General features: G+C 67.8%; 16 protein-coding genes. 5 read left to right on the top strand and 11 right to left on the bottom strand.

What is annotated here, in order from left to right; genetic code table 11:
• Nucleotides 1-33: 33 nt before the first annotated feature.
• On the bottom strand, nucleotides 34-1,818 hold the full coding sequence (locus tag DBZ45_RS14155) for a phospho-sugar mutase (protein ID WP_111904521.1): 1,785 nt from the start codon (nucleotides 1,816-1,818) through the stop codon (nucleotides 34-36).
• A gap of 130 nt (nucleotides 1,819-1,948) precedes the next feature.
• Between DBZ45_RS14155 and DBZ45_RS14160 the strand changes: the two genes are divergently transcribed.
• Nucleotides 1,949-2,443: an RrF2 family transcriptional regulator gene (locus DBZ45_RS14160; protein WP_111904586.1), complete on the top strand. Its 495-nt coding sequence runs from the start codon at nucleotides 1,949-1,951 to the stop codon at nucleotides 2,441-2,443.
• A gap of 10 nt (nucleotides 2,444-2,453) precedes the next feature.
• On the opposite strand, the gene DBZ45_RS14165 is transcribed toward DBZ45_RS14160, so the two are convergent.
• Nucleotides 2,454-3,272: a purine-nucleoside phosphorylase gene (locus DBZ45_RS14165; protein ID WP_111904587.1), complete on the bottom strand. Its 819-nt coding sequence runs from the start codon at nucleotides 3,270-3,272 to the stop codon at nucleotides 2,454-2,456.
• 117 nt (nucleotides 3,273-3,389) lie between these two features.
• On the opposite strand from DBZ45_RS14165, the gene DBZ45_RS14170 reads away from it, so the two are divergent.
• Together DBZ45_RS14170 and DBZ45_RS14175 are read left to right on the top strand one after the other, a co-directional pair.
• On the top strand, nucleotides 3,390-4,805 hold the full coding sequence (locus DBZ45_RS14170; protein WP_111904522.1) for an NAD(P)H-quinone dehydrogenase: 1,416 nt from the start codon (nucleotides 3,390-3,392) through the stop codon (nucleotides 4,803-4,805).
• A 225-nt stretch (nucleotides 4,806-5,030) separates the two neighbouring features.
• Complete coding sequence (locus tag DBZ45_RS14175; protein ID WP_111904523.1) at nucleotides 5,031-5,411, top strand: hypothetical protein; 381 nt, start codon at nucleotides 5,031-5,033, stop codon at nucleotides 5,409-5,411.
• Nucleotides 5,412-5,422: 11 nt separating this feature from the next.
• On the opposite strand, the gene DBZ45_RS14180 is transcribed toward DBZ45_RS14175, so the two are convergent.
• The 4 genes from DBZ45_RS14180 to DBZ45_RS14195 form a co-directional block, all read right to left on the bottom strand.
• A complete protein-coding gene (locus tag DBZ45_RS14180) occupies nucleotides 5,423-6,112 on the bottom strand; it encodes a hypothetical protein (protein WP_111904524.1) in 690 nt (229 codons plus the stop codon).
• A 92-nt stretch (nucleotides 6,113-6,204) separates the two neighbouring features.
• The gene (locus DBZ45_RS14185) at nucleotides 6,205-7,767 is read right to left on the bottom strand and encodes an FAD-dependent oxidoreductase (protein WP_111904525.1); all 1,563 of its coding nucleotides are present in this window, start codon (nucleotides 7,765-7,767) and stop codon (nucleotides 6,205-6,207) included.
• On the bottom strand, nucleotides 7,764-9,965 hold the full coding sequence (locus DBZ45_RS14190; protein WP_111904526.1) for a molybdopterin oxidoreductase family protein: 2,202 nt from the start codon (nucleotides 9,963-9,965) through the stop codon (nucleotides 7,764-7,766). The genes DBZ45_RS14185 and DBZ45_RS14190 overlap by 4 nt, the downstream gene beginning before the upstream one ends.
• A 1-nt stretch (nucleotide 9,966) precedes the next feature.
• Complete coding sequence (locus DBZ45_RS14195) at nucleotides 9,967-11,391, bottom strand: MFS transporter (RefSeq protein WP_111904527.1); 1,425 nt, start codon at nucleotides 11,389-11,391, stop codon at nucleotides 9,967-9,969.
• A 280-nt stretch (nucleotides 11,392-11,671) separates the two neighbouring features.
• On the opposite strand from DBZ45_RS14195, the gene DBZ45_RS14200 reads away from it, so the two are divergent.
• Nucleotides 11,672-13,084: an MFS transporter gene (locus DBZ45_RS14200; protein ID WP_111904528.1), complete on the top strand. Its 1,413-nt coding sequence runs from the start codon at nucleotides 11,672-11,674 to the stop codon at nucleotides 13,082-13,084.
• Between the two features lie 73 nt (nucleotides 13,085-13,157).
• Here DBZ45_RS14200 and DBZ45_RS14205 read toward each other — a convergent pair whose 3' ends face one another.
• From DBZ45_RS14205 to DBZ45_RS14220, 4 genes are all read right to left on the bottom strand, one after another.
• A complete protein-coding gene (locus tag DBZ45_RS14205) occupies nucleotides 13,158-14,966 on the bottom strand; it encodes an acetyl/propionyl/methylcrotonyl-CoA carboxylase subunit alpha (RefSeq protein ID WP_111904529.1) in 1,809 nt (602 codons plus the stop codon).
• 102 nt (nucleotides 14,967-15,068) lie between these two features.
• Nucleotides 15,069-15,728, bottom strand: coding sequence for a Maf family protein (locus DBZ45_RS14210; protein WP_111904530.1), 660 nt, complete (start codon nucleotides 15,726-15,728; stop codon nucleotides 15,069-15,071).
• Nucleotides 15,729-15,742: 14 nt separating this feature from the next.
• Nucleotides 15,743-18,289: an MMPL family transporter gene (locus DBZ45_RS14215; protein WP_111904531.1), complete on the bottom strand. Its 2,547-nt coding sequence runs from the start codon at nucleotides 18,287-18,289 to the stop codon at nucleotides 15,743-15,745.
• Nucleotide 18,290: 1 nt separating this feature from the next.
• Nucleotides 18,291-19,019, bottom strand: a complete 729-nt coding sequence (locus DBZ45_RS14220) for a TetR/AcrR family transcriptional regulator (RefSeq protein ID WP_111904532.1) — start codon at nucleotides 19,017-19,019, stop codon at nucleotides 18,291-18,293.
• A 248-nt stretch (nucleotides 19,020-19,267) separates the two neighbouring features.
• On the opposite strand from DBZ45_RS14220, the gene DBZ45_RS14225 reads away from it, so the two are divergent.
• Nucleotides 19,268-19,831 (top strand): hypothetical protein, encoded by a 564-nt coding sequence (locus DBZ45_RS14225; protein WP_111904533.1) that lies wholly within the window; start codon nucleotides 19,268-19,270, stop codon nucleotides 19,829-19,831.
• A 67-nt stretch (nucleotides 19,832-19,898) separates the two neighbouring features.
• On the opposite strand, the gene DBZ45_RS14230 is transcribed toward DBZ45_RS14225, so the two are convergent.
• The gene (locus tag DBZ45_RS14230) at nucleotides 19,899-20,603 is read right to left on the bottom strand and encodes an alpha/beta fold hydrolase (protein WP_111904534.1); all 705 of its coding nucleotides are present in this window, start codon (nucleotides 20,601-20,603) and stop codon (nucleotides 19,899-19,901) included.
• Nucleotides 20,604-20,663: the final 60 nt, after the last annotated feature.

Raw genomic sequence — 20,663 nt, forward strand, 5'->3', positions numbered from 1 at the left:
ATGAGCCGCAGCCCTTTGAAGGGTCGGGGCCGCCTACAGGCCCAGGGCCTCGCGCACGTCAGTCAGCACCTGGTCCAGCGCGGCCCTCGCTGCCAGCCGGGCTTCGGGCAGTTCAGCGGCCGAGCCGACGCTCTGGATGACCTCCAGGTAGCACTTCAGTTTCGGCTCCGTGCCGCTCGGCCGGATGATCACGCGGCTGAGGTCGCGGGTTACATAGAGCAGCCCGTCGGTCGGAGGCAGCTGTTCGCTGCCTTCGGCCAGATCCACGAATGACTCCACGGCCGACCCGCCAAACGATTCGGGCGGGTTCACGCGCAGCCGGTTCATCATGGCATCCAGCAGGCCGAGGTCAGCCACGCGGATGCTCAGCTGGTCACTCGCGTGGAGCCCGTGCACCAGGTACAGCTCGTCCAGGGTGTCGAAGATCGTCCTGCCCTCGGCCTTGGCTGCGGCCGCCAATTCCGCGATCAGCACCGCGGCGGACAGTCCGTCCTTGTCACGGACCAGGTCCGGAGCAACGCAGTAACCCAGCGCCTCCTCATAGCCGTAGACGAGGCCCGGCACCCGGGAAATCCACTTGAACCCGGTCAGCGTTTCCTCATGCGCGTACCCTGCTGCGGCGGCGATGCGTGAAAGCAGCCGCGACGAAACAATCGAATTGGCGAACACACCGCCGGCCGCCTCCACTCCGGCAGCGTCCGCTCCAGTGGGGTCCGCTCCGGTTGCGTCCGCCTTAGAGGCGGCCAGGCGCGCCACGACGTGCGCTCCCAGAAGGGCGCCCACCTCATCGCCCCGCAGCATCCGCCACGCACCCGTGTCCGGGTCCTTCGCGGCCACCGCGGCACGGTCTGCGTCCGGGTCGTTGGCCAGAACGATGTCTGCGTCCGCCTGCATCGCCTCACCCAGGGCCAGATCCAGGGCGCCCGTTTCCTCAGGGTTGGGAAAACTGACGGTGGGGAAGTCCGGGTCCGGCTCCGCCTGTTCGCTGACCAGCGTCACGTCGGTGAATCCGGCTGCCTCCAGAACGGAGACAGCCGTCGCTCCGCCGACGCCGTGCAACGGTGTCAGGACAATCTTCAGGTCCCGAGCCGGGAAGAGCACGCGGTCGGCCAGCCCTGCCGTGGCGGCCCCGTAGTCCTGGACGATCCCGTCGTCGAGCACCGTCCAGCCGTCCTGGGCCAAGGGGATGGAGGCAAGGTCGCCCGCCTTGCTGATTTCGGTGGCGATCAGGGCGTCGTACGGCGCCACGATCTGCGCGCCCCGGCCGCTTTCCTCCACCGCATGCCGGCCGAGGTACACCTTGTAGCCGTTATCCTGCGGGGGGTTGTGGCTGGCTGTGACCATCACGCCGCCGTCGCACTCCAGCGCCCGGACCGCATACGCGAGCAGCGGCGTCGGCAGGGGAGCCGGCATCAGGAATGTCTCGATGCCCGCCGCAGTGAACACGGCCGCCGTCTCGGTCGCGAAAATGTCAGAGTTGTAGCGGGCGTCGTAGCCGACGACGGCGCGTGGCCGTGTTCCGGGCACAGCCTCCGCCACCGCCCGGACCAGAAAATTGGCGAAGCCCGCCGCTGCGCGGCGGACCACGACGCGGTTCATCCGGTTCGGCCCCGGGCCCAGGGCGGCACGCAGGCCCGCCGTTCCGAACTGCAGCGTTCCCCGGAAGCTGTCTTCAAGGTCCTGCCGGGCGGCGGGCGTGCCGGCCTCGGTGAGCTTCACGAGCTCGGTCAGCGTTGCCGCGGTACGGGGATCCGGATCCTGGGCGGCCCAGGCACGGGCGTCGTTGAGCAGCTGCAGATCGGCTTCGGAAGACGTCATGGCATCCAAACTATCGTCAAAGTGCGGCGGAGCGGTGCCGGACGGGGCTAGTGACCGGTCACAACCTCACAGGTCCGTGGCGGCTGGAGCGCTTCTTGACAGGAGATTCTGGACACGTACTGTCTTGGTTGTGAAGTTGAACCAGGGGGTGGAGTGGGCCCTCCACTGCTGCGTAGACATGGCTTGGGCGCCAGCCGGCGAACCTATCAGCAGCGGCCGGCTTGCCGAGCTGTATAAGCTGCCGCCGGCATACCTGAACAAGCAGCTTCAGTGCCTGGTGCGGGCAGGCGTCCTGCAGTCCGTGTCCGGCCCCAGGGGCGGGTTCCAGTTGGCGCGGCGGCCTGACCGGATCTCGGTGCTGGACGTGGTGCTGGCCATCGAAGGGCGGGACCTGGCCTTCCGCTGCGACGGCATCCTGGCGAACTGTCCCGGCGGTGATGCGGACGATGACTACTTCCGCAGCTGCACCATTTCCCAGTCCATGCGCCAGGCGGAGCTGGCCTGGCGGACCGAACTCGCGCGGCAGACTGTTGCAGGCATTGCGCAGTCCCTGGCGCGGCGGTTCCCCGAGGCTCGGGCCAGCTCGCTCGCCCAACTCCTTGCCGCAAACGGCGCGCGGGACTAGAAGGGCTGGTTTAGAGCCGGCCGATAATCTCCGCGAGGAGCTTGGAGATGCGAGGCCCCGCAGCGTGTCCGGCTTCGAGCACTTCCTCATGGCTCAGCGGCGTCGGGCTGATGCCGGCCGCGAGGTTGGTGACCAGCGAGATGCCGAAGACCTCCATGCCGGCGTGCCGCGCAGCGATGGCCTCCAGCGCCGTCGACATGCCCACCAGGTCGGCGCCGATGCGCTTGGCGTACTGCACCTCGGCCGGCGTCTCGTAGTGCGGGCCGGTGAACTGGGCGTAGACACCTTCGCCCAGGGTCGGGTCCACCTCGCGGGCCAAATCCCGGATCCGCGAGGAGTACAGATCGGTCAGATCCACGAAGGTGGCGCCCTCGAGCGGGGACGCCGCGGTGAGGTTGATGTGATCTTTGATGAGTACGGGGGTGCCGGGTGCCCAGTCTTCGTTCAGCCCGCCGCAGCCGTTGGTGATCACCAGGGTGCCGCAGCCGGCAGCGGCCGCGGTGCGCACGCCGTGGGCCACGGCCCGGACGCCCTTGCCCTCGTAGTAATGGGTGCGGGCGCCCAAGACGAGTGCGCGCTTGCCTTCACGGGTCAGCACGGACCGGATGGTGCCCACGTGTCCGGCCACGGCGGGAGCCGAAAAGCCCGGGACCTCCGAAGCCGCCAGCGTCGCGGTGGTTTCGCCGATGAGGTCGGCGGCCTCGGCCCAGCCCGAGCCCAGGACCAGGGCGATGTCATGCGTTGCGACGCCGGTCTCCGACGCGATGTAGTCCGCCGCCGTCCGCGCTGCCTTGAAGGGATCCGTGTCCGGGAATTCTGTTGTACTCACCCGGTCCAAGCTACCGTGCCGGAGCTGGTGCGGGCAGCAGAAACGCGCCCTTGCAGGCTGCCCGGCCAGCCCCGGAAGATTGGTGGTCCGGCGCCGGATGCAGGAGAATGGCATCTTGTGACTATGCATCCTGATTTCAGCGCCCCCCGAATCGCAATTCTCGGCGGAGGTCCGGGCGGCTACGAAGCCGCCATGGTGGCCGCCTCGCTGGGAGCTCAAGTCACCATCATCGAGCGGGCAGGCCTCGGCGGCTCTGCGGTGCTGACCGACGTCGTGCCGTCCAAGACGCTGATCGCGACGGCGGACCTGATGACCCGCGTCGGCGGTGCCGGCGAGCTGGGGGTCAAGTTCGACGTCGACGGCGGGGACTTCGTGCCGGTCATGCGGGCGGACCTCAAGCACATCAACGACCGCCTGCTCGGCCTCGCCCGCCAGCAGTCCGCCGACATCCAGACCGGCCTGGAGCACCAGAACGTCCGGATCCTGAACGGCTCCGGCAAACTGGTGGACAACCACACCATCGAGGTCCTGACGGCTGACGGAACCGAAACCGTTGAGGCGGACGCCATCCTGCTGACCGTCGGGGCGCACCCGCGGGAACTGCCCACGGCGCGGCCGGACGGCGAACGGATCCTGAACTGGGCGCAGATCTACAACCTGGACGAACTGCCGGAGGAACTGATCGTGGTGGGTTCCGGCGTGACCGGCGCCGAGTTCGCCTCCGCCTACAACGGCCTGGGCTCGAAGGTCACCCTGATCTCCAGCCGCGACCGCGTGCTTCCGGGTTCCGACACGGACGCCGCCGAGGTGCTGGAAGAGGTTTTCGAACGCCGCGGCGTGAAGGTGCTGTCCCGTTCGCGGGCCGAGACGGTGGAACGGACGGACGACGGCGTGGTGGTCACCCTCGGTGACGGCTCCAAGGTCACGGGCAGCCACTGCCTGGTCTGCGTGGGCTCCATTCCCAACACGGCCGGCATCGGCCTGGAGGAGGCCGGCGTCGCACTGACCGAAAGCGGCCACATCAAGGTCGACGGCGTATCCCGCACCACCGCCCCGAACATCTACGCCGCCGGCGACTGCACCGGCGTCCTGGCCCTCGCCTCCGTCGCGGCCATGCAGGGCCGGATCGCGATTGCGCACTTCCTGGGCGATCAGGTGACCCCCATCAAGCTGCACCAGGTGGCGTCCAACATCTTCACCTCGCCCGAGATCGCGTCGGTGGGCGTGTCCGAGGCGGAGATCGAGTCCGGCAAGTACCAGGGCGACATTATCAAGCTGTCCCTAAAGAGCAACGCCCGCGCCAAGATGCGCAACGTCAAGGACGGCTTCGTCAAGATCTTCGCCCGCAAGGGATCCGGGACAGTGATCGGCGGCGTGGTGGTGGGCGCCAACGCGTCCGAGCTGATCTTCGCCATCTCCATCGCGGTGAAGCAGAAACTGCACGTCGACGACGTCGCCAGCACCTTCACGGTGTACCCGTCGCTGAGCGGCTCCATCTCCGAGGCTGCACGCCGGCTGCACGTGCACATCTAAGCGGCGCCGGCTGGTCGGGCCTGTCCCGCTGGCCGGGCTGTCCCGGCCCCGGAGGCACATCCTGTGAATGGCGGCCAGCTCCTAGTCGCCACCGGCAGAGCTGAGTAAAATTCAGACTGTCGATCCCGGGGTTGGCGGCACCGGGCCACGACAGACCGATCACGAGCGGTCAGCCAAGCGGAGAGTACTTCCGGACGGTCGGACCGCGGAAGCCAGGAGCATGCCATGATCACTGTTCAGAAAGCCGCAATCAACACCGCCCTCGTCGCGGCCCTCGTGGGCGGCGGCGCCTACCTCGCCATGGGCTATCCCATTCTTTCTTCGGCCACCAGCAGCGCCGGAAGCCAGTCCAGCACGGACTCCGCCAAAGGTGGCCACCAGGCCAACGGGATTACCGAGCAGCTGCTGACGGGGACCACCGCCACCCGGGTGAAGAACGCGTTGCTGGCGGCCAACCCCGGCGCGACGGTCCACCGGGTTGAGACCGACGCCGAGGGCGCAGTCTACGAAGCACACATCACGAAGGCTGACGGCTCGCGGGCCACAGTGAAGCTGGACGGTTCCTTCAACATCACGGCAACCCAGGCCGGGCACGGACTCAGGTAACTGGCGGCGACTCAGGAACAGGCGTAGGGAGGAACGGCGTCGCCTGGCGTGAATGGCTCGAACCAGTGCCGAATATCCAGCTTGCCAGCACCCTGTTCGCTGGTGCCGTCCGTGTACAGGATTGCTGAGTCTGCGTCCTCCAGCAGAACCTCCTCAACGATGGCCCGCCACTCCTCGGGCAGGTCCAGTTCGTAAATGTCCTCGGTGATCCTGGCCTGGTCGAGCAGGCAATGGACAGCGAGCTCGCCAGCGAGACAGCCGGGAGCGGCCCAGCCGCGGGCAAGGGACGCGGTGATGTCCGCTGCCACCACAATGAACCGCTGCGTGAACGCCGCATCATAGTTGGAAGCGAACTGCGGGGGCAGCGACGACAGCACGGACGTTCCGGCGATGGCCTCAGGCGTGACCGCCTCCAGCTCGTTCAGGGTGCCCAGATCGCGGAACAACTGGTCGATCAGGATGCTGGACGAATTCCACAGCAGGCCCGCCAGCAGCCGCGTCTGGCGCCCGGACCGCTCCCGGTCGTCGGCGCCGGCGGAGGCCATCTCCGCCAGGTCCTCGGGGTCGAACTGGAGCCGCTGTTCGGCGGTCATGTCGTCGGGATGCGGGTCCAGCCCCAGGAGCTCGAGGCTCAGGCCGGTGAGCTTCTCGGAGTCGGCCAGCAGTTCTTCGGTGATGTCGTCGTCTTCGTCGGCATTCATGCTCCCGATGCTACCGGCCAGCAACAGCACCCCCGATTTGTGTGACGCGGCAGCTCAAAGAAGGCCAGGCCCGGTCACCCGGCAGTCAGCTTTCACGCGGCCGCCCCCTGAAAGTGCTTTTCGATCAGTCCCTTGATGTCCTCGTGGCAGCCGCCGCAGCCAGTGCCGGCACGGGTGGAAGCGGAGACCTCGGCCACCGTGGAGCAGCCGCCGGTCACGGCTTCGGCGATCTTGCCGCCGCTGACGCCGGCGCAGCGGCATACCGTGCTCTCGGGGTTGTTGGAGGCACCCGCGGACGCCAGCTGGTCGGGTCCGTCGAGGCGCAGGAGCAGGGACCTGTCCGTGGGCAGTTCGGCGCCGCGTTCGAAGAGCTGCACCAGCTCTCCCGCGGTGCGCGGCATGCCCACGCTGACCAGGCCCTCCAGCACACCGCCGCGGGTGGTCATCTTGACGTAGCGCCCGTGCTCGGGGTCGGCCCACTGGGCGATCTGCAGCCGCGGCCTGCCGTTGACGGCGCCGGCGGTCAGGACTTCCTCATCCCAGGGATCCGCGGAGTTGTCACCGGCCACGGCCATGTTCATGCCGCGGGCCTTCAGCACGACCACACCGGGCTTTTCCTGGGGGAGCTGGGGCAGCGAATCGACGTCCTCCGCCGCACCTTCGGACAGGAGCAGGAGGTATTCGGCCAGCCATTCGGCCTGCCGCCAGCCGGGACCTACCAGGCCGGACGGTCCGCGCGCCGTACGGCACTCGATGCAGGCAGGATCCGGGCAGCGGACCTCGGCGCAGTCGCCGATGGCGAAGATGTGCGGCTCGTGGTGGGCGCGCAGCCGGTGGTCCACCAGGATGCCTGTCCCGGTGGAGAGGCCGCAACCCTCGGCGAGCTCAATGCGCGGGCGGACGCCGCAGGACAGGACCAGCAGGTCGCCGTCGATCGCCGATCCGTCGTCGAGCAGCAGTGCCGAGAACCCGCCGTCGGGCGCGTTGTGCTCAACGCCCGTGGACCGGGCATTGCCGGCCATCCGGACGCCGCAGTTGCGCAGGCTGGCGGACAGCACGGTGCCGCCGCCGCGGTCGATGTTCCGGCCCAGCGGATGGGGGCCGTTGTGCACCACCGTGACCGTGGCGCCTTCCTCTGCAGCCGCGAGGGCCGTCTCAAGCCCCAGCACGCCGCCGCCCAGCACCACAACGCGCTTGCGGCCAGCCACCGCCTGGCGCAGCACCTCGGCGTCGCGGAGGTCGCGGAGCGCGGTGACTCCCGGCGGAAGCACGGGAGCGGCAGGGTCCGGGTTCAGCCCCGTGAGGTTGGGGATCACGGGACGGGAGCCGGTGGCGAAGACCAGCCGGTCGTAGTGGGCCGGAGTGCCGTCGGAGAGGATTACGGACTGCCGCGCGCGGTCCACGCGCCGGACCTTCACGCCCAGCCGGACGTCCACGCCGTCGGCCACCAGCGCTGCGGCATCGGCCAGGGCCAGCGCCTCGGGGGTGGTGCGGCCAACGCCGAGGTCGGCCACCAGCACCCGGTTGTACGCGGCCTCGGCTTCCTGGCCGATGACCGTCAGCCCCACCTGCCCGGCGCGCAGTGCAGGCAGCAGTTCGTCGACCAGCCGTGCGGCCACCGGACCGAATCCGACAATTACAATCTGCTCGCTCATGAGGCCTCCGCTGTCTGAAGAAGACTGGTGATCGGGGTGGCAACTGCCAGCCGGACCCACACTTTGTTGAACTTGAATTCGGGCATCCCCGAGATAGGATCCGTGGCCGCTTCCGTCAGCCGGTTCGCGCTCTCCAGTTCGGGAAAGTGGAACGGCAGGAAGACGGTTTCGGGGCGGATGGCGGTGCTGAGCTCGGCCCGGCAGACCACCTCGCCGCGCTCGTTAGCCACCGAGACCTCTGCTCCGTCCGTGATGCCCATGGCCGCCGCGGCGGCCGGATGGATCTGGATTCTGGCTTCGGGCTGGGCGGCCAGGAGCTCGGCCACCCGCCGTGTCTGGGCGCCGGACTGGTAGTGCTCCAGCAGCCGGCCGGTGATGAGGGTCATGGGCTTGGCGGCCGGGTCCGGATGCGCCATGGAAGTACGACGGCGGCGGGGTGCCACCGGGGTCATGACTGCCTTGCCGTCCGGGTGGGCAAAGCCGTCCACAAACATCCGAGGAGTTCCGGTGCTGCCGGCGGGGTAGGGCCAGTACGCGGCCGCGCCGCTGTCCAGCATGGCGTAGTCGATGCCCGAGTAGTCGGCTGCGCCGCCGGCAGAGGCCAGGCGCAGTTCCTCGAAGACTGTCTCCGGATCGTCGCTGTAGGTGGACGGTGCGTCGAGTGCCTCGGCCAGCCGGGCCATGATCCAGAGCTCGCTGCGGGCACCGGCGGGTGGCTGGATCGCCTGGCGGCGGCGGAGGACGCGGCCTTCGAGGTTGGTCAGGGTCCCTTCCTCCTCGGCCCACTGCAGCACTGGCAGGACCAGGTCGGCCTCGGCTGCGGTCTCGGACATGAAGAAGTCGCAGACGACCAGGAAGTCCAGGCTGCGGAGCCCGCGGATGACGGCGTTGGCGTCCGGCGAGGCGACCGCGATGTTGGAGGCGTGGACGAAAAGGCAGCGGACGCCGTCGGGCTGTCCCAGTGACTTGAGCAGCTGCACCGCCGGCAGGCCGGGGCCGGGGATGAGGGACTCGTCCACGCCCCAGACCGAGGCCATGTGAGCCCGGGCGGCGGGGTCGGTGATCTTGCGGTAGCCGGGCAGCTGGTCGGCCTTCTGGCCGTGCTCGCGGCCGCCCTGGCCGTTGCCCTGGCCGGTGAGGGTGCCGTAGCCGCTGCGGGCGCTGCCGGGCAGGCCCAGCAGGAGGCTGAGGTTGATGGCCGCCGTGGCGGTGTCGGTGCCGTCCACGTGCTGCTCCACGCCGCGTCCGGTCAGGATGTAGCTGCCGCCCCGGCGCGCACCGGCGGCCAGCCGCCGGGCCGTCTCGCGGATGAGGTCGGCGGGTACGCCGGTGACGGACTGGACCCGCTCCGGCCAGTAGGCGTTGACGGACCGGACCACGGCGTCGAAGCCGGTGGTGCGCGCCTGGACGTAGTCGGCGTCGAGGAGGCCTTCGTGGATCACCACGTGGGAGAGGCCCAGCAGCAGGGTGAGGTCGGTGCCCGGCAGGGGCTGCAGGTGCAGCCCGCCGCCGTCGGAGGTGAACTTGGCTGTGGCGGAGCGCCGAGGGTCCACCACGATGAGGCCGCCGGCGTCGCGGACGCCCTGCAGGTGCTGGACGAACGGTGGCATGGTCTCGGCGACGTTGGAGCCGAGCATCAGGATGGTGCTGGCGGTGTCCAGTGCCTCCAGCGGGAAGGGCAGCCCGCGGTCCAGGCCGAAGGCCCGCATGCCCGCGGCAGCCGCCGACGACATGCAGAACCGGCCGTTGTAGTCGATCCGCGAGGTGCCCAGCGCGAGACGGGCGAACTTGCCCAGCTGGTACGCCTTCTCGTTGGTGAGGCCGCCGCCGCCGAACACACCGACGGAGTCCGCGCCGTGCCTGGCACGGGCGTCCTTGACGGCGGCGGTGACGCGGCCCAGGGCCTCGTCCCAGGAGATGGGGCGGAAGACGCCGTCGGGCCCCTTGAACATGGGCTCGGTGACGCGTCCGGGGTGCTGCAGGAGCGATGCGGACGTCCACCCCTTGCGGCAAAGGCCGCCGCGGTTGGTGGGGAAGTCACGTCCGCTCACTTCAAGGGCCGGCGCGGCCGGCACGGGGCCTGACCCCGGCTGCACAGCCGGGGTCAGGCCCGTAGCGGCCGGAGCCGCCGGGGACTTGAGCGTCATGGCGCACTGCAAGGCGCAGTAAGGGCAGTGCGTGTCGGCGCTTTTGGTCATGTTAGACGTGTCCCATCGCGTTTCGGTTGGCGTTGCGGATGTAGCAGAACCAGCAGACGGCCAGCATCAGGACGTATGCTCCGACGAAGCCGTAGAAGGCCGGGGTGTAGGAGCCACTGGCCGTGTTGGAGGCGTTCAGCACCTGCGGGATGACGAACCCGCCGTAGGCGCCGATGGCGGAGATCAGGCCGAGTGCGGAGGACGCCAGGCGCTGGGTCTGCACCGAGCTGGCTCCGGAGCGGGCCGCCCGGCTGGACGTTGCGAAGATCACCGGGATCATGCGGTAGGTCGCGCCGTTTCCAAAGCCGCTGGCGGTGAACAGCATCAGGAACAGGACCAGGAAGAGCCAGAAGTTCTTCAGCGGCAGCGTCCAGATCATGGTCAGCGTGATGACGGCCATGGCGGCGAAGGCAGTCACTGTCATCCGGGCCCCGCCCATGCGGTCAGCCATACGGCCGCCGTAGGGGCGGGCCAGCGAGCCGACCAGCGGGCCGAGGAAGGCCAGGGAAAGGGCCACGGCGCCGACCGAGATGGAGGAGAAGGCCGGGAAGTAGTCCTTGATGAGCTTGGGGAAGACGCCGGCGAAGCCGATGAAGGAGCCGAACGTTCCGATGTAGAGCAGTGCCATGACCCACAGGTGGGGTTCCTTGATCGCTGCCAGGGATCCGGCCACGTCGCCCTTGGCGCTCGTGAGGTTGTTCATGTACTTGTAAGCGCCGAAGGCTGCCAGGAGGATCAGCGGAATCCACATGAGGCCCGCTACGGGGAGGTTGACGGTGCCGGCGGCCAGCAGGGTGATGGCGATCGGTACAGCAAGCTGTGCCACAGCTGCGCCGAGGTTGCCGCCGGCGGCGTTCAGGCCCAGGGCCCAGCCCTTTTCGCGGGCCGGGTAGAAGAAGGTGATGTTGGCCATCGAGCTGGCGAAGTTGCCGCCGCCGAAGCCTGCAAGGGCCGCCACGAACAGCATGACGCCGAACGGTGTTTCCGGATTGGAAACGCACAGTGCAAGCCCGGTGGAGGGGATCAGCAGCAGCAGGGCGGAGACGATGGTCCAGTTCCGGCCGCCGAAGCGCGGAACCATGAACGTGTAGGGGATCCGGAGCGTGGCGCCTACGAGGCTCGGCATGGAGATCAGCCAGAAGATTTCGGACGTGCTGAACGTGAATCCTGCGGTGGGGAGCTGGACCACCACGATGGACCACAGCTGCCAGACGACGAAGCCAAGGAACTCGGCGAAGATGGACCAATTAAGGTTGCGGCGCGCGATCGAGCGGCCCTGGGATTCCCACTGCTGCTTGTTCTCGGCGTCCCAGTTGGCGATCCAGCGTCCGGGACGCACTTCAAGGGCGGGTGCCTCGGTGGTGGTGGCGGCAGCAAGATCGAGGGAATTGTGGGTTCCGGCGTCTGCGGTGCGGTCAGCAGTCACGGTATACCTCCTTGGGGAATGTTGTCCTTCCAAGTTAGGGAAGGCGCGTTTCGCAGACGGTCGCCGTTTGTTAACGTGCTGTGACATTTGCCTATCAGGCCGCTTCGGGCGGCGTTAGGCTTGCAGGACGACCTCATGTTGAGACAACTCAGGAAGTCCGTATATTGGACCGCTTGTCCGTCGCGTGGACAGCGGGAACTAAGATTGAACTCTGTTTTATCCCTATGTTTGGAGGGGCTTCCGAGTGAGGTCCGTCCAGTTCTCATGAAAGCGTCCCCACATGTCATCGCCTGCAACGTCAACGGAACATGGCACCGCCAAACCGGTGAACTCCAAGGGCAAAGTGATCTTTGCCAGCCTCATCGGAACGACGATCGAGTTCTATGACTTCTACATCTACGCAACCGCGTCGGTGCTGGTCTTCCCCAAGCTGTTCTTCCCCCAGGCCACGGAGATCAACGCCCTCCTGAGCTCTTTCGCAATTTTCGGCGTCGCGTTCGTCGCGCGGCCCATCGGCTCGGTCCTGTTCGGGCACTTCGGCGACAAGTTCGGCCGTAAGGGCACCCTGGTGGCCTCCCTCCTCACCATGGGACTGGCCACGTTCTTCATCGGGCTGCTGCCGACCGCATCCGTGGCCGGCTGGACCGTCCTCGCGCCGCTGATGCTGGTGCTGCTGCGCTTTGCCCAGGGGCTTGCGCTCGGCGGAGAGTGGTCCGGCGCAGCACTGCTGGCCACGGAGAACGCCCCCGAAGGCAAGCGTGCCATCTACGGCACGTTCCCGCAGCTCGGTGCCCCCATCGGCTTCATCCTGGCCAACCTGCTCTTCATCTGGTTCAACGCCGCCCTCAGCCCCGAGGAATTTATGGCCTGGGGCTGGCGGGTTCCGTTCCTGCTCAGCGCCGTCCTGGTGATCGTGGGCCTGTATGTGCGCCTCAAGCTCGTGGAAAGTGTCTCGTTCCAGAAGGTCCTGAAAGAAGACAAGGTGGCAAAGGTTCCGTTCGCAGCAACCTTCAAGCACCACTGGCGCCCGGTGCTGGCCGGTACCTTCATCATGCTGGCCACCTACGTGCTGTTCTACATCATGACCTCCTTCACCCTGACCTACGGCACCAAGCCCGCCTCCGTTGAGGCCGCGCAGGCCGCCGCGGAGAAGGCCGGCAAGCCGATGTCCGCTGCCGAAATCGCCAGCTTCGTTCCCGGTCTGGGTGTTCCCCGCGGTGAATTCCTCTGGATGCTGATCCTCGGCGTCGTCTTCTTCGGCATCTTCACCCTCGTGTCCGGCCCGCTGGCCGAGAAGTGGGGCCGCCGCAAGTTCCTCATGGGCGTCACGGCAGGCATCTTTGTGTTCGGCGCACTCTGGTTCACGATGTTCGGCCCCGGCCCGGGAGCGGCAATCGTCGGGCTCATCGTCGGCTTCACGCTGATGGGCCTCACCTTCGGCCCGATGGCCGCCATCCTGCCCGAGCTGTTCCCGGCGAACGTGCGGTACACCGGCTCGGCCGTGGCGTACAACCTCTCGAGCGTCATCGGCGCCGCCCCGGCATCGTTCATTGCGATTGCCCTGTGGCAGGCGACCGGCGGCAGCACCTGGCTCGTCGGTGTCTACATGGCGGCCTCTGCGGTGTTGACCTTCATCGCGCTGTGGATCACCCGCGAAACCAAGAACACGGACTACGAGAACAACGTGGCCTGATTTCCAGCTTTCGATGCATCAACGAAAATGCCCGGTGTGGATCACACCGGGCATTTTCATGTGCTGGAGAGCTCTAGTCTTCGATCGTCGCGATTACGGCGCCTGCTGCCACCGTCTGGCCGGCCGCGGCGGACAGGCCGGTGATGGTGCCGGCGCGGTGTGCCGTCAGCGGCTGCTCCATCTTCATCGCCTCAAGTACGACGACGAGATCACCTTCGGCGACGACGTCGCCGTCGGCCACGGCTACCTTGACGATCGTTCCCTGCATGGGGGACGTCAGGGCGTTGCCGCCCGCGGCGGCGGTGGCGCCGCCGGTGCGGCTGCGCTTCTTGGACTTGGCCGGCTTCGCGCCGGCTGCTGACCCGGTGAAGCCGAGGCTGGCGGGCAGTGCCACCTCGAGGCGCTTGCCGCCCACTTCCACCACCACGGTGCGGCGCTCAGCGGCGTCCTCACCCTCCGGCGCGGCGCCGTTGGGCGTCCAGGCGGGCAGGTCATTGACGAATTCGGTTTCGATCCAGCGGGTGTGGACGCTGAACGGACCCTCGGCCGGCGCGAACGCCGGGTTGCTGACCACGGCCAGGTCGAAGGGGATGACGGTCGGAATGCCTTCCACCACCATCTCCTCGAGGGCGCGGCGTGACCGCTGCAGGGCCTGGGAACGGTTCGCTCCGGTGACGATCAGCTTGGACAGCATGGAGTCGAAGTTGCCGCTGATGACGTCGCCCTCTTCGATGCCGGAGTCAATGCGGATGCCGGGGCCGGTGGGGTTCTTCAGGGTGCTTACAGTGCCCGGTGCGGGCATGAAGTTGCGGCCCGGATCCTCGCCGGTGATGCGGAACTCGATGGAGTGGCCTCGGACCTCGGGGTCGCCGTAGCCCAGTTCGTCGCCGCAGGCCAGGCGGAACTGCTCCCGGACCAGGTCGATGCCGGTGACTTCCTCGGAGACGCAGTGCTCCACCTGCAGACGGGTGTTGACCTCGAGGAAGGAGATGGTGCCGTCCTGGCCGACGAGGAACTCGCAGGTTCCGGCGCCGAGGTAGCCGGCTTCCTTCAGGATGGCCTTGGACGAGTCGTAGAGGCGCTGGTTCTGTTCCGCCGTCAGGAAGGGGGCCGGGGCTTCCTCCACGAGCTTCTGGTTGCGGCGCTGAAGTGAGCAGTCGCGGGTGGAGACCACCACCACGTTGCCATGGGCGTCGGCGAGGCACTGCGTTTCAACGTGGCGCGGTGCGTCGAGGAACCGCTCAATGAAGCACTCACCGCGGCCGAAGGCGGCCGTGGCCTCGCGGACGGCGGAATCGAAGAGCTCGGGGATTTCCTCGCGGGTGCGGGCCACCTTGATGCCGCGCCCGCCGCCGCCGAAGGCGGCCTTGATGGCTACGGGCAGGCCGAACTTGTCCGCGAATTCCAGGATTTCGTCGGCGGACTCAACGGGGTCGGCGGTGCCGGGGACCTGCGGGGCGCCCACCTTCTCGGCGATGTGGCGGGCCTGGACCTTGTCGCCCAGGGCGGAAATGGCTTCGGGTGACGGGCCGATCCAGGTGATGCCGGCGTCGATGACCTTGGCCGCGAACTGGGCGTTCTCGGACAGGAAGCCGTAGCCGGGGTGGATGGCGTCCGCGCCGGACTGGCGGGCGATCTCAATCAGCTTGTCCATCACGAGGTAGGACTCGGCTGCGGTGTTGCCGCCCAGGGCATATGCTTCGTCGGCGAGCCGGACGTGGAGGGCGTCCCGGTCCGGATCGGCGTAGACGGCGACGGAGGCGATGCCTTCGTCCCGGGCTGCGCGGATGACGCGGACGGCGATTTCACCGCGGTTCGCGATCAGAACCTTGGTGAGTTTCGAATGCACTGGACCTGCGGACTGCTCCGGCTTTACTGACAAGGCGTCTCCTTCTTTCCTTCAGGGAGCCTAGCCTGATTTTGAGGATTCCGCCGATATTACTGGCGGAATCCGCGGGTAAGAGGCCCGGCCTTTGTAGGGAAGCTACAACTCTCCGGAAATTGCCGAGCCCGGCAGGTCCTGCCAGAGCTCGGTGATGCTGACGTTCGCCTGGGCCAGCAGGGAGCGCAGGGTGGATACCGACAATCCGACGACGGCGTGCGGGTCGCCGTCGACTTTCCGAATGAAGGCGCCGCCCAAGCCGTCGATGGTGAAGGAGCCGGCGCAGTGCAGTGGCTCGCCGGTGGCGATGTAGGCGTCGATCTCAGCGGGCTCCATCTCCATGAAGTGCACTTCGGCGGAGGCGACGCTGCCCAGCGTGGCGCCGGAGCCGCCGTCGTCGTCCGTGTCGCGGCAGTCCACCAGCCAGTGGCCGGTGTGCAGGACCCCGCTGCTGCCGCTCATCCGCAGCATCCGCTGCCGGGCAACGTCCACGGTGTACGGCTTGCCGTGGGACTCGCCGTCGAACTCGAATACGGAATCGCAGCCGAGCACCAGGGCACCCTCGGCTTCCGGCAGCGAGGCGACGGCCTCGGCCTTGGCGCGGGCCAGGAGCAGGGCGGTGTCGTGCGGATCGGTGACGCCGTAGCGTTCCTGCACGGCGTCCTCGTCGACGTCGGACACGAGGACCTCGTGTTCGATGCCGGCCTCCGCCAGGAGCTTGGTGCGGGCGGGGGACTGGGAGGCAAGGATGAGGCGGGTCACCGCTCCAGCCTAATTCATCGGGCTCCGACCTCCGCGGGTTCGGCGTCGGGCGCTGCCGCCGTTACAGCTGGTGCGTGCCGGCCGAGTTTCGCCCCTTCCACGTCCACGTCCGGCAGGATACGGTCCAGCCAGCGCGGCAGCCACCAAACTTTCTCGCCGAGGAGGTACATGACGGCCGGAACGATCGTCATCCGCACCACGAAGGCGTCAACCAGCACGCCGAAAGCCATCGCGAAACCGAGCGGGCGGACCATGTTCAGGTGCGAGAAGATGAAGCCCGCGAAGACGCTGACCATGATGATGGCGGCGGCGGTAACCACCGCGGAAGCGTGGCTAAAGCCGGAGCGGACGGCGTGCTTCGCGGACTCGCCGTGCATGAAGGACTCACGCATGCCCGAGGCGATGAACACCTGGTAGTCCATGGCCAGCCCGAACAGTACGCCGATCAGGATGATCGGCAGGAAGCTGAGCACGGCGCCGGGGTTGTCGACGCCGAACACCGCACCCAGCCAGCCCCACTGGTACACCGCCACCACGGCGCCGAACGCGGCCGCAAGGGAAAGCAGGAAGCCGCCCGTCGCCAGCAGCGGCACCACGATAGAGCGGAACACCAGCAGCAGCAGGATCAGCGAGAGGCCCACCACGATTGCCAGATACGACGGCAGGGCGTCGCCCAGCTTCGTGGAAACGTCAATGTTCCCCGCCGTCTGGCCCGTGAGTCCAATGCTGACTCCGGTGGAGTCCTCGACGTCGGCCTTCTCGGCGCGAATGTCGGACACCACGTTCACGGTGCTTGCGCTCGCCGGTCCTTCCTTCGGAACGACCTGGAACACCGCCGTCCCGCGGTCCTCACTCAGTGCCACAGGAATGACTGCGGTCACGTTCTCCGTCTTGCGCAGGATGTCCGCGACGTCCAGCTGTTTGGCCGTTGCTTCGGTTTCGCTCAGGCCGTCCGGGAAATCACCCACCACGATGATCGGTCCCGTCATGCCTTCGCCGAAGCTGCGCTTGGTGGCGTCATACGCCTTGAACGCCTGGGAATCGGCCGGTTCCGAGCCGCCGTCGGGCAGGGCGAGCCGCAGCTGGGCGGCGGGCAGCGCCACAACGCCCAGCGCCAGGACCCCGGCCAGCAGGGCCAGAACCGGGTGCCTGGTGACAAATCCGCCCCAGCCGTGGCTGCTGCGGTGTTCGTCCTTGGCACGGTCCTCAGCCTCCCGGTTGGGGTCGGCGTTGTGCCTCTCCGCCTTGGCCCAGGCACGCTTTGAAATTAGCTTCCGGCCCATGAAGGAGAGGACGGCCGGCGTCAGGGTCAGGGCAACCAGGACGGCAACCGCGACGGTTCCGGCCGCGGACAGGCCCATGACTCCCAGGAATGGAAGGCCCGGGACAACCAGTGCCGCGAGGGCGATGATGACCGTCAGGCCGGCAAAGAGCACGGCATTGCCCGAGGTTCCGGTGGCACGGGCCACCGACTCTTCCGCGTCCATGCCTGCCAGCAGCTGCCCGCGGTGGCGGTTGACGATGAACAGCGAGTAGTCAATGCCGACGGCGAGGCCCAGCATGAGCGCGAGCATCGGGGAAATGGAACTCATGTCAATGAGGCCGCTCAGTGCCATGGTGGCACCAACGCCCACCGCCACGCCGATCACGGCCATCAGCAGCGGCAGCCCGGCGGCCACCAGCGTGCCGAGCATGATGATCAGGACCAGTGCCGCCACGCCGATGCCGATGATCTCAGCCGCGCCGAAGATCTCGGAGACGTCCTCGCTGATTTCCTTGCTGGGCAGCGCGGTGACGCCGGCCGAGGAGACCTCCTGCACGATGTCCTGGACTTCCTGGCGCACTGCGGGGTCCAGGCCGTTGATGGAGGTCTTGAACTGGACCTGCGCAATGGCCGCCTTGCCGTCCTCCGAGACGAAACGCAATCCCTGCGAAGCGTCGACTTGGCGCTTGGCCAGCTCCAGCCTGGCCGCGCCGGCCTGCGCTTCCTTTGTGCCGGCGTCGAGCTTTTTTTGGCCGGCGGCCAGGGCGGCCTTCTGCAGGCCCAGCTGGGCCTCAATGGCCGACGCCGGGAATCCGGCAGCGGTCATTTGCGCCTCGGCCGCGGCCAGCTGTTCCTGCCCCGCGGCCAGTTCGGCCGCGGCCTTGTCCAGTGCGGCCTTGCCCGCGGTTGCCTTGGCCTCGCCGGCGGCGAGATCCGCGGCGGCCTTGTCCAGCTGGGCCTGCGTGGCGAACGGGTCGACGGTTCCGCGGACGTCCGGGAGGGCCTCGAGCTTGGTCAGGGCAGCGGACACCGCGTCCTTGCCCGCCTGGCTGAACTGGGCGTCATTGGCCTGGAAGACAACCCCGGCCGAGCCGCCGGATGACGCCGGCAGCTCCTTTTGGAGCTTGTCGGCCATCTGCTGGGTTTCCGTGCCCGGAATCTGGAAGTTGTTGGACAGCGCGCCGGAAAAGGCTGCCGCTGCGCCGCCAACTGCCAGCAGGATCGCCAGCCAGAGCGAGACGACGAGCCATCGGTGACGGTAGGAGAACTTGCCGAGGCGGTACAGGAGAAGTGCCATGTCAGGACCGTTCTGCGTTTTGGGTGGAAGGTTGGGCGGAAGACTCATTCGACGGGGGATCCGATGCCGGCCCGGCGAAACCGGATCCGAGGAGCCCCATCGAATCGATGAGCAGTTGGCGAAGGATCGCCAGCGACTTGGGGGAGAGGTCGGGGCCGCAGCGGCGGAACCACACGTCCATGGCAGCCTTGCCGCAGGAGACCACCGAACCTGCGAGGGCCCGGACGTAGAGCTCGTCGTGTTCAATCCCGGTGCCCTGTTCAGGCCGGGTGCCCTGCGGGGAACGCTCGCGGGCCGCAGCAACAATCTGCTCGGTGCAGTGGTCCCAGGCCTCAAGCTCGGAGCGCGCCATGAGCGGATTGCCCTGGGTCAGGCCGAACAGCTCGGCCAGCGGCGCCACCGTCATGGGATCCGCCAGTGCCACCAAAGCGGCGCGGGCGGATTCGAGGATGGGTTCATCAGCGGGACGTCGGCGGAACTGCTCGAGTGCGCTGTCCAGGAAACCGTGGGTCACCGACGCGATCGCGGCTTCGGTGCTGCTGAAGTAGTTGAAGAAGGTCCGGCGTGAGATGCCCGCCGCCTCTGCAATGTCCTCGACCGTGAAGTTGCCGGGGCCGTGCCGCCGCAGAAGGGCAAGCGTGGAACCGGTAATGGCCTGCCGGGTGGCAGCCTTGTTCAACTCGCGCCGGGAAACGGACCCGCCGACGCCAGTCGGTACAGACGTCGGCACAGAAGTCGGCGCAGAATCGGGCGACGACGACGGCGGGGTAGAGACTGAACCGGAAGTGGACACCCAGTTACACTATGTGCAAGTTTGCACTCTGGGCAACCGAGTGTGGTGATTCGCGGCTTCCGCGGTGAAATTCACAGCCTCCTCACAGCCGGGCAAAAGCCGTTCTTGAGGAGGAGGGTGCATCCTGATGTCGTAGGCGGCACGGCGGCAATGGTGCCTCAAGGCCGGCGGAGCGAGGAGCGAACATGGAGCGTTCAAAGAAGGTGGCTCTCGGCTTGGGCGCCACAGCCTTGGCACTGGGTGCCGGGTTCGGTGTCACCGGCATGGCGGCCGCAACGACAGCCACGCCCACGCCCGCGCCGACATCAAGCAGCCCGTTCAGCGCTCCCGATGACGGACCGCGTTTCGACGGCGGCGGGCGCGGGCATGGATATGGGCGCGGCCACGGTGCCGTCAAAGCGGACTCAGCGGCGCTGGCCGCCAAGCTGGGCGTGGACCAGGCCAAGGTGGAGGACGCCCTGAGGGCGTTCCGTGAGGCCAACCGTCCGCCCGGCCGCAGCGCCGACGGCACCAGGCCGGACAAGGCGGCCAAGGAAGCGGCCCTGGCGGCCTCGCTGGCCAAGTCCCTGGGAATCGACGAAGCGAAGGTCAAGGCCGCCCTCGAGGAACTCCGCGCCGAGGCGCAGACGGGCCGGGCTGCTGCGCTGAAGAGCCGGCTGGATCAGGCGGTGAAGGATGGCACGCTGACCCAGGCTGAAGCCGACGCCGTAGCGAAGGCTGTCGAAAAGGGCGTGATCGGCGGCCGCTAGGCCTAAGCAGGGGGCCTAGTCCAGTGGGCCCGGAACCCGCTGTGGCCAGGTCACGGGGGCTGGTCCGTCAGTTTGTCCGGTCGACGGCGGCGAGTATTGCCGCTCCGAGGTCCGCCGGCTTGGTGAACTGCGGCCAGTGCCCGGTGGGAAGGTCCACGAGTTCCACATCGCGGATGCGGGCCAGCTCTTCAACATAGGGGTGCCCGGCGTCCATCCACTCCGTCAGCAGGGATGTGGGGAACTCGCAGGCGATCACCGTGGCCGGGACCTCGTAGCGGCGCACGTCGTGGAGGTGCTGCTTGTCGCAGGCCACGGCCTTGGGCTGCGGAATGGACCGTGCACGGAATGCCTCGCGGAGCCCGTCATCAAGGTCGGTGAGGTCGGCGTCGTCGAACACGTCCCAGGAAGGCAGCGGGATCTCATCACCGTCAGCCGGGAGCTCATCATTGATGACGCCGCCTTCCCCGAGCGGTCCGCTGTCCACGTAGACCGCCCGCACCACGCGGTCCGGGCGTTCGTCCACGGCGCCGTGGATGATGGCGCCTCCGCCGGAGTGGCCGACGAGGACCAGCGGGCCCTCAATGCCGTCAATGACTTCCACCACCGCGTTGATGTGGTCGCGGAGCCCGATTCCGGTCCGCTTGGCGTCCTTCGCCTCGAGCCCCGGGAGGGTCAGCGCATGGATCTGGTGGCCCGCCTCCACCAGCGGGGGAGTGACCCCGGACCAGGATGAACCATCGAGCCAGAAACCGGGAACCAGAATGATGTCCATGCCGGTACCCTACCCTTGCTGCCTGCCGCCCGGACCCATTTGGGAAGCCGGTCTTAAATG

The sequence above is a fragment of the Arthrobacter globiformis genome (assembly GCF_003261175.1).
In the GTDB taxonomy this organism is placed as follows: domain Bacteria; phylum Actinomycetota; class Actinomycetes; order Actinomycetales; family Micrococcaceae; genus Arthrobacter; species Arthrobacter globiformis_A.

What these genes read in the sequence shown, in the direction of transcription:
- DBZ45_RS14155 (WP_111904521.1), bottom strand. Translation starts at nt 1,818, where the DNA reads ATGACGTCTTCCGAAGCCGATCTGCAGCTGCTCAACGACGCCCGTGCC.
- DBZ45_RS14175 (WP_111904523.1), top strand. Translation starts at nt 5,031, where the DNA reads ATGATCACTGTTCAGAAAGCCGCAATCAACACCGCCCTCGTCGCGGCC.
- DBZ45_RS14180 (WP_111904524.1), bottom strand. Translation starts at nt 6,112, where the DNA reads ATGAATGCCGACGAAGACGACGACATCACCGAAGAACTGCTGGCCGAC.
- DBZ45_RS14185 (WP_111904525.1), bottom strand. Translation starts at nt 7,767, where the DNA reads ATGAGCGAGCAGATTGTAATTGTCGGATTCGGTCCGGTGGCCGCACGG.
- DBZ45_RS14190 (WP_111904526.1), bottom strand. Translation starts at nt 9,965, where the DNA reads ATGACCAAAAGCGCCGACACGCACTGCCCTTACTGCGCCTTGCAGTGC.
- DBZ45_RS14200 (WP_111904528.1), top strand. Translation starts at nt 11,672, where the DNA reads ATGTCATCGCCTGCAACGTCAACGGAACATGGCACCGCCAAACCGGTG.
- DBZ45_RS14215 (WP_111904531.1), bottom strand. Translation starts at nt 18,289, where the DNA reads ATGGCACTTCTCCTGTACCGCCTCGGCAAGTTCTCCTACCGTCACCGA.
- DBZ45_RS14225 (WP_111904533.1), top strand. Translation starts at nt 19,268, where the DNA reads ATGGAGCGTTCAAAGAAGGTGGCTCTCGGCTTGGGCGCCACAGCCTTG.
- DBZ45_RS14230 (WP_111904534.1), bottom strand. Translation starts at nt 20,603, where the DNA reads ATGGACATCATTCTGGTTCCCGGTTTCTGGCTCGATGGTTCATCCTGG.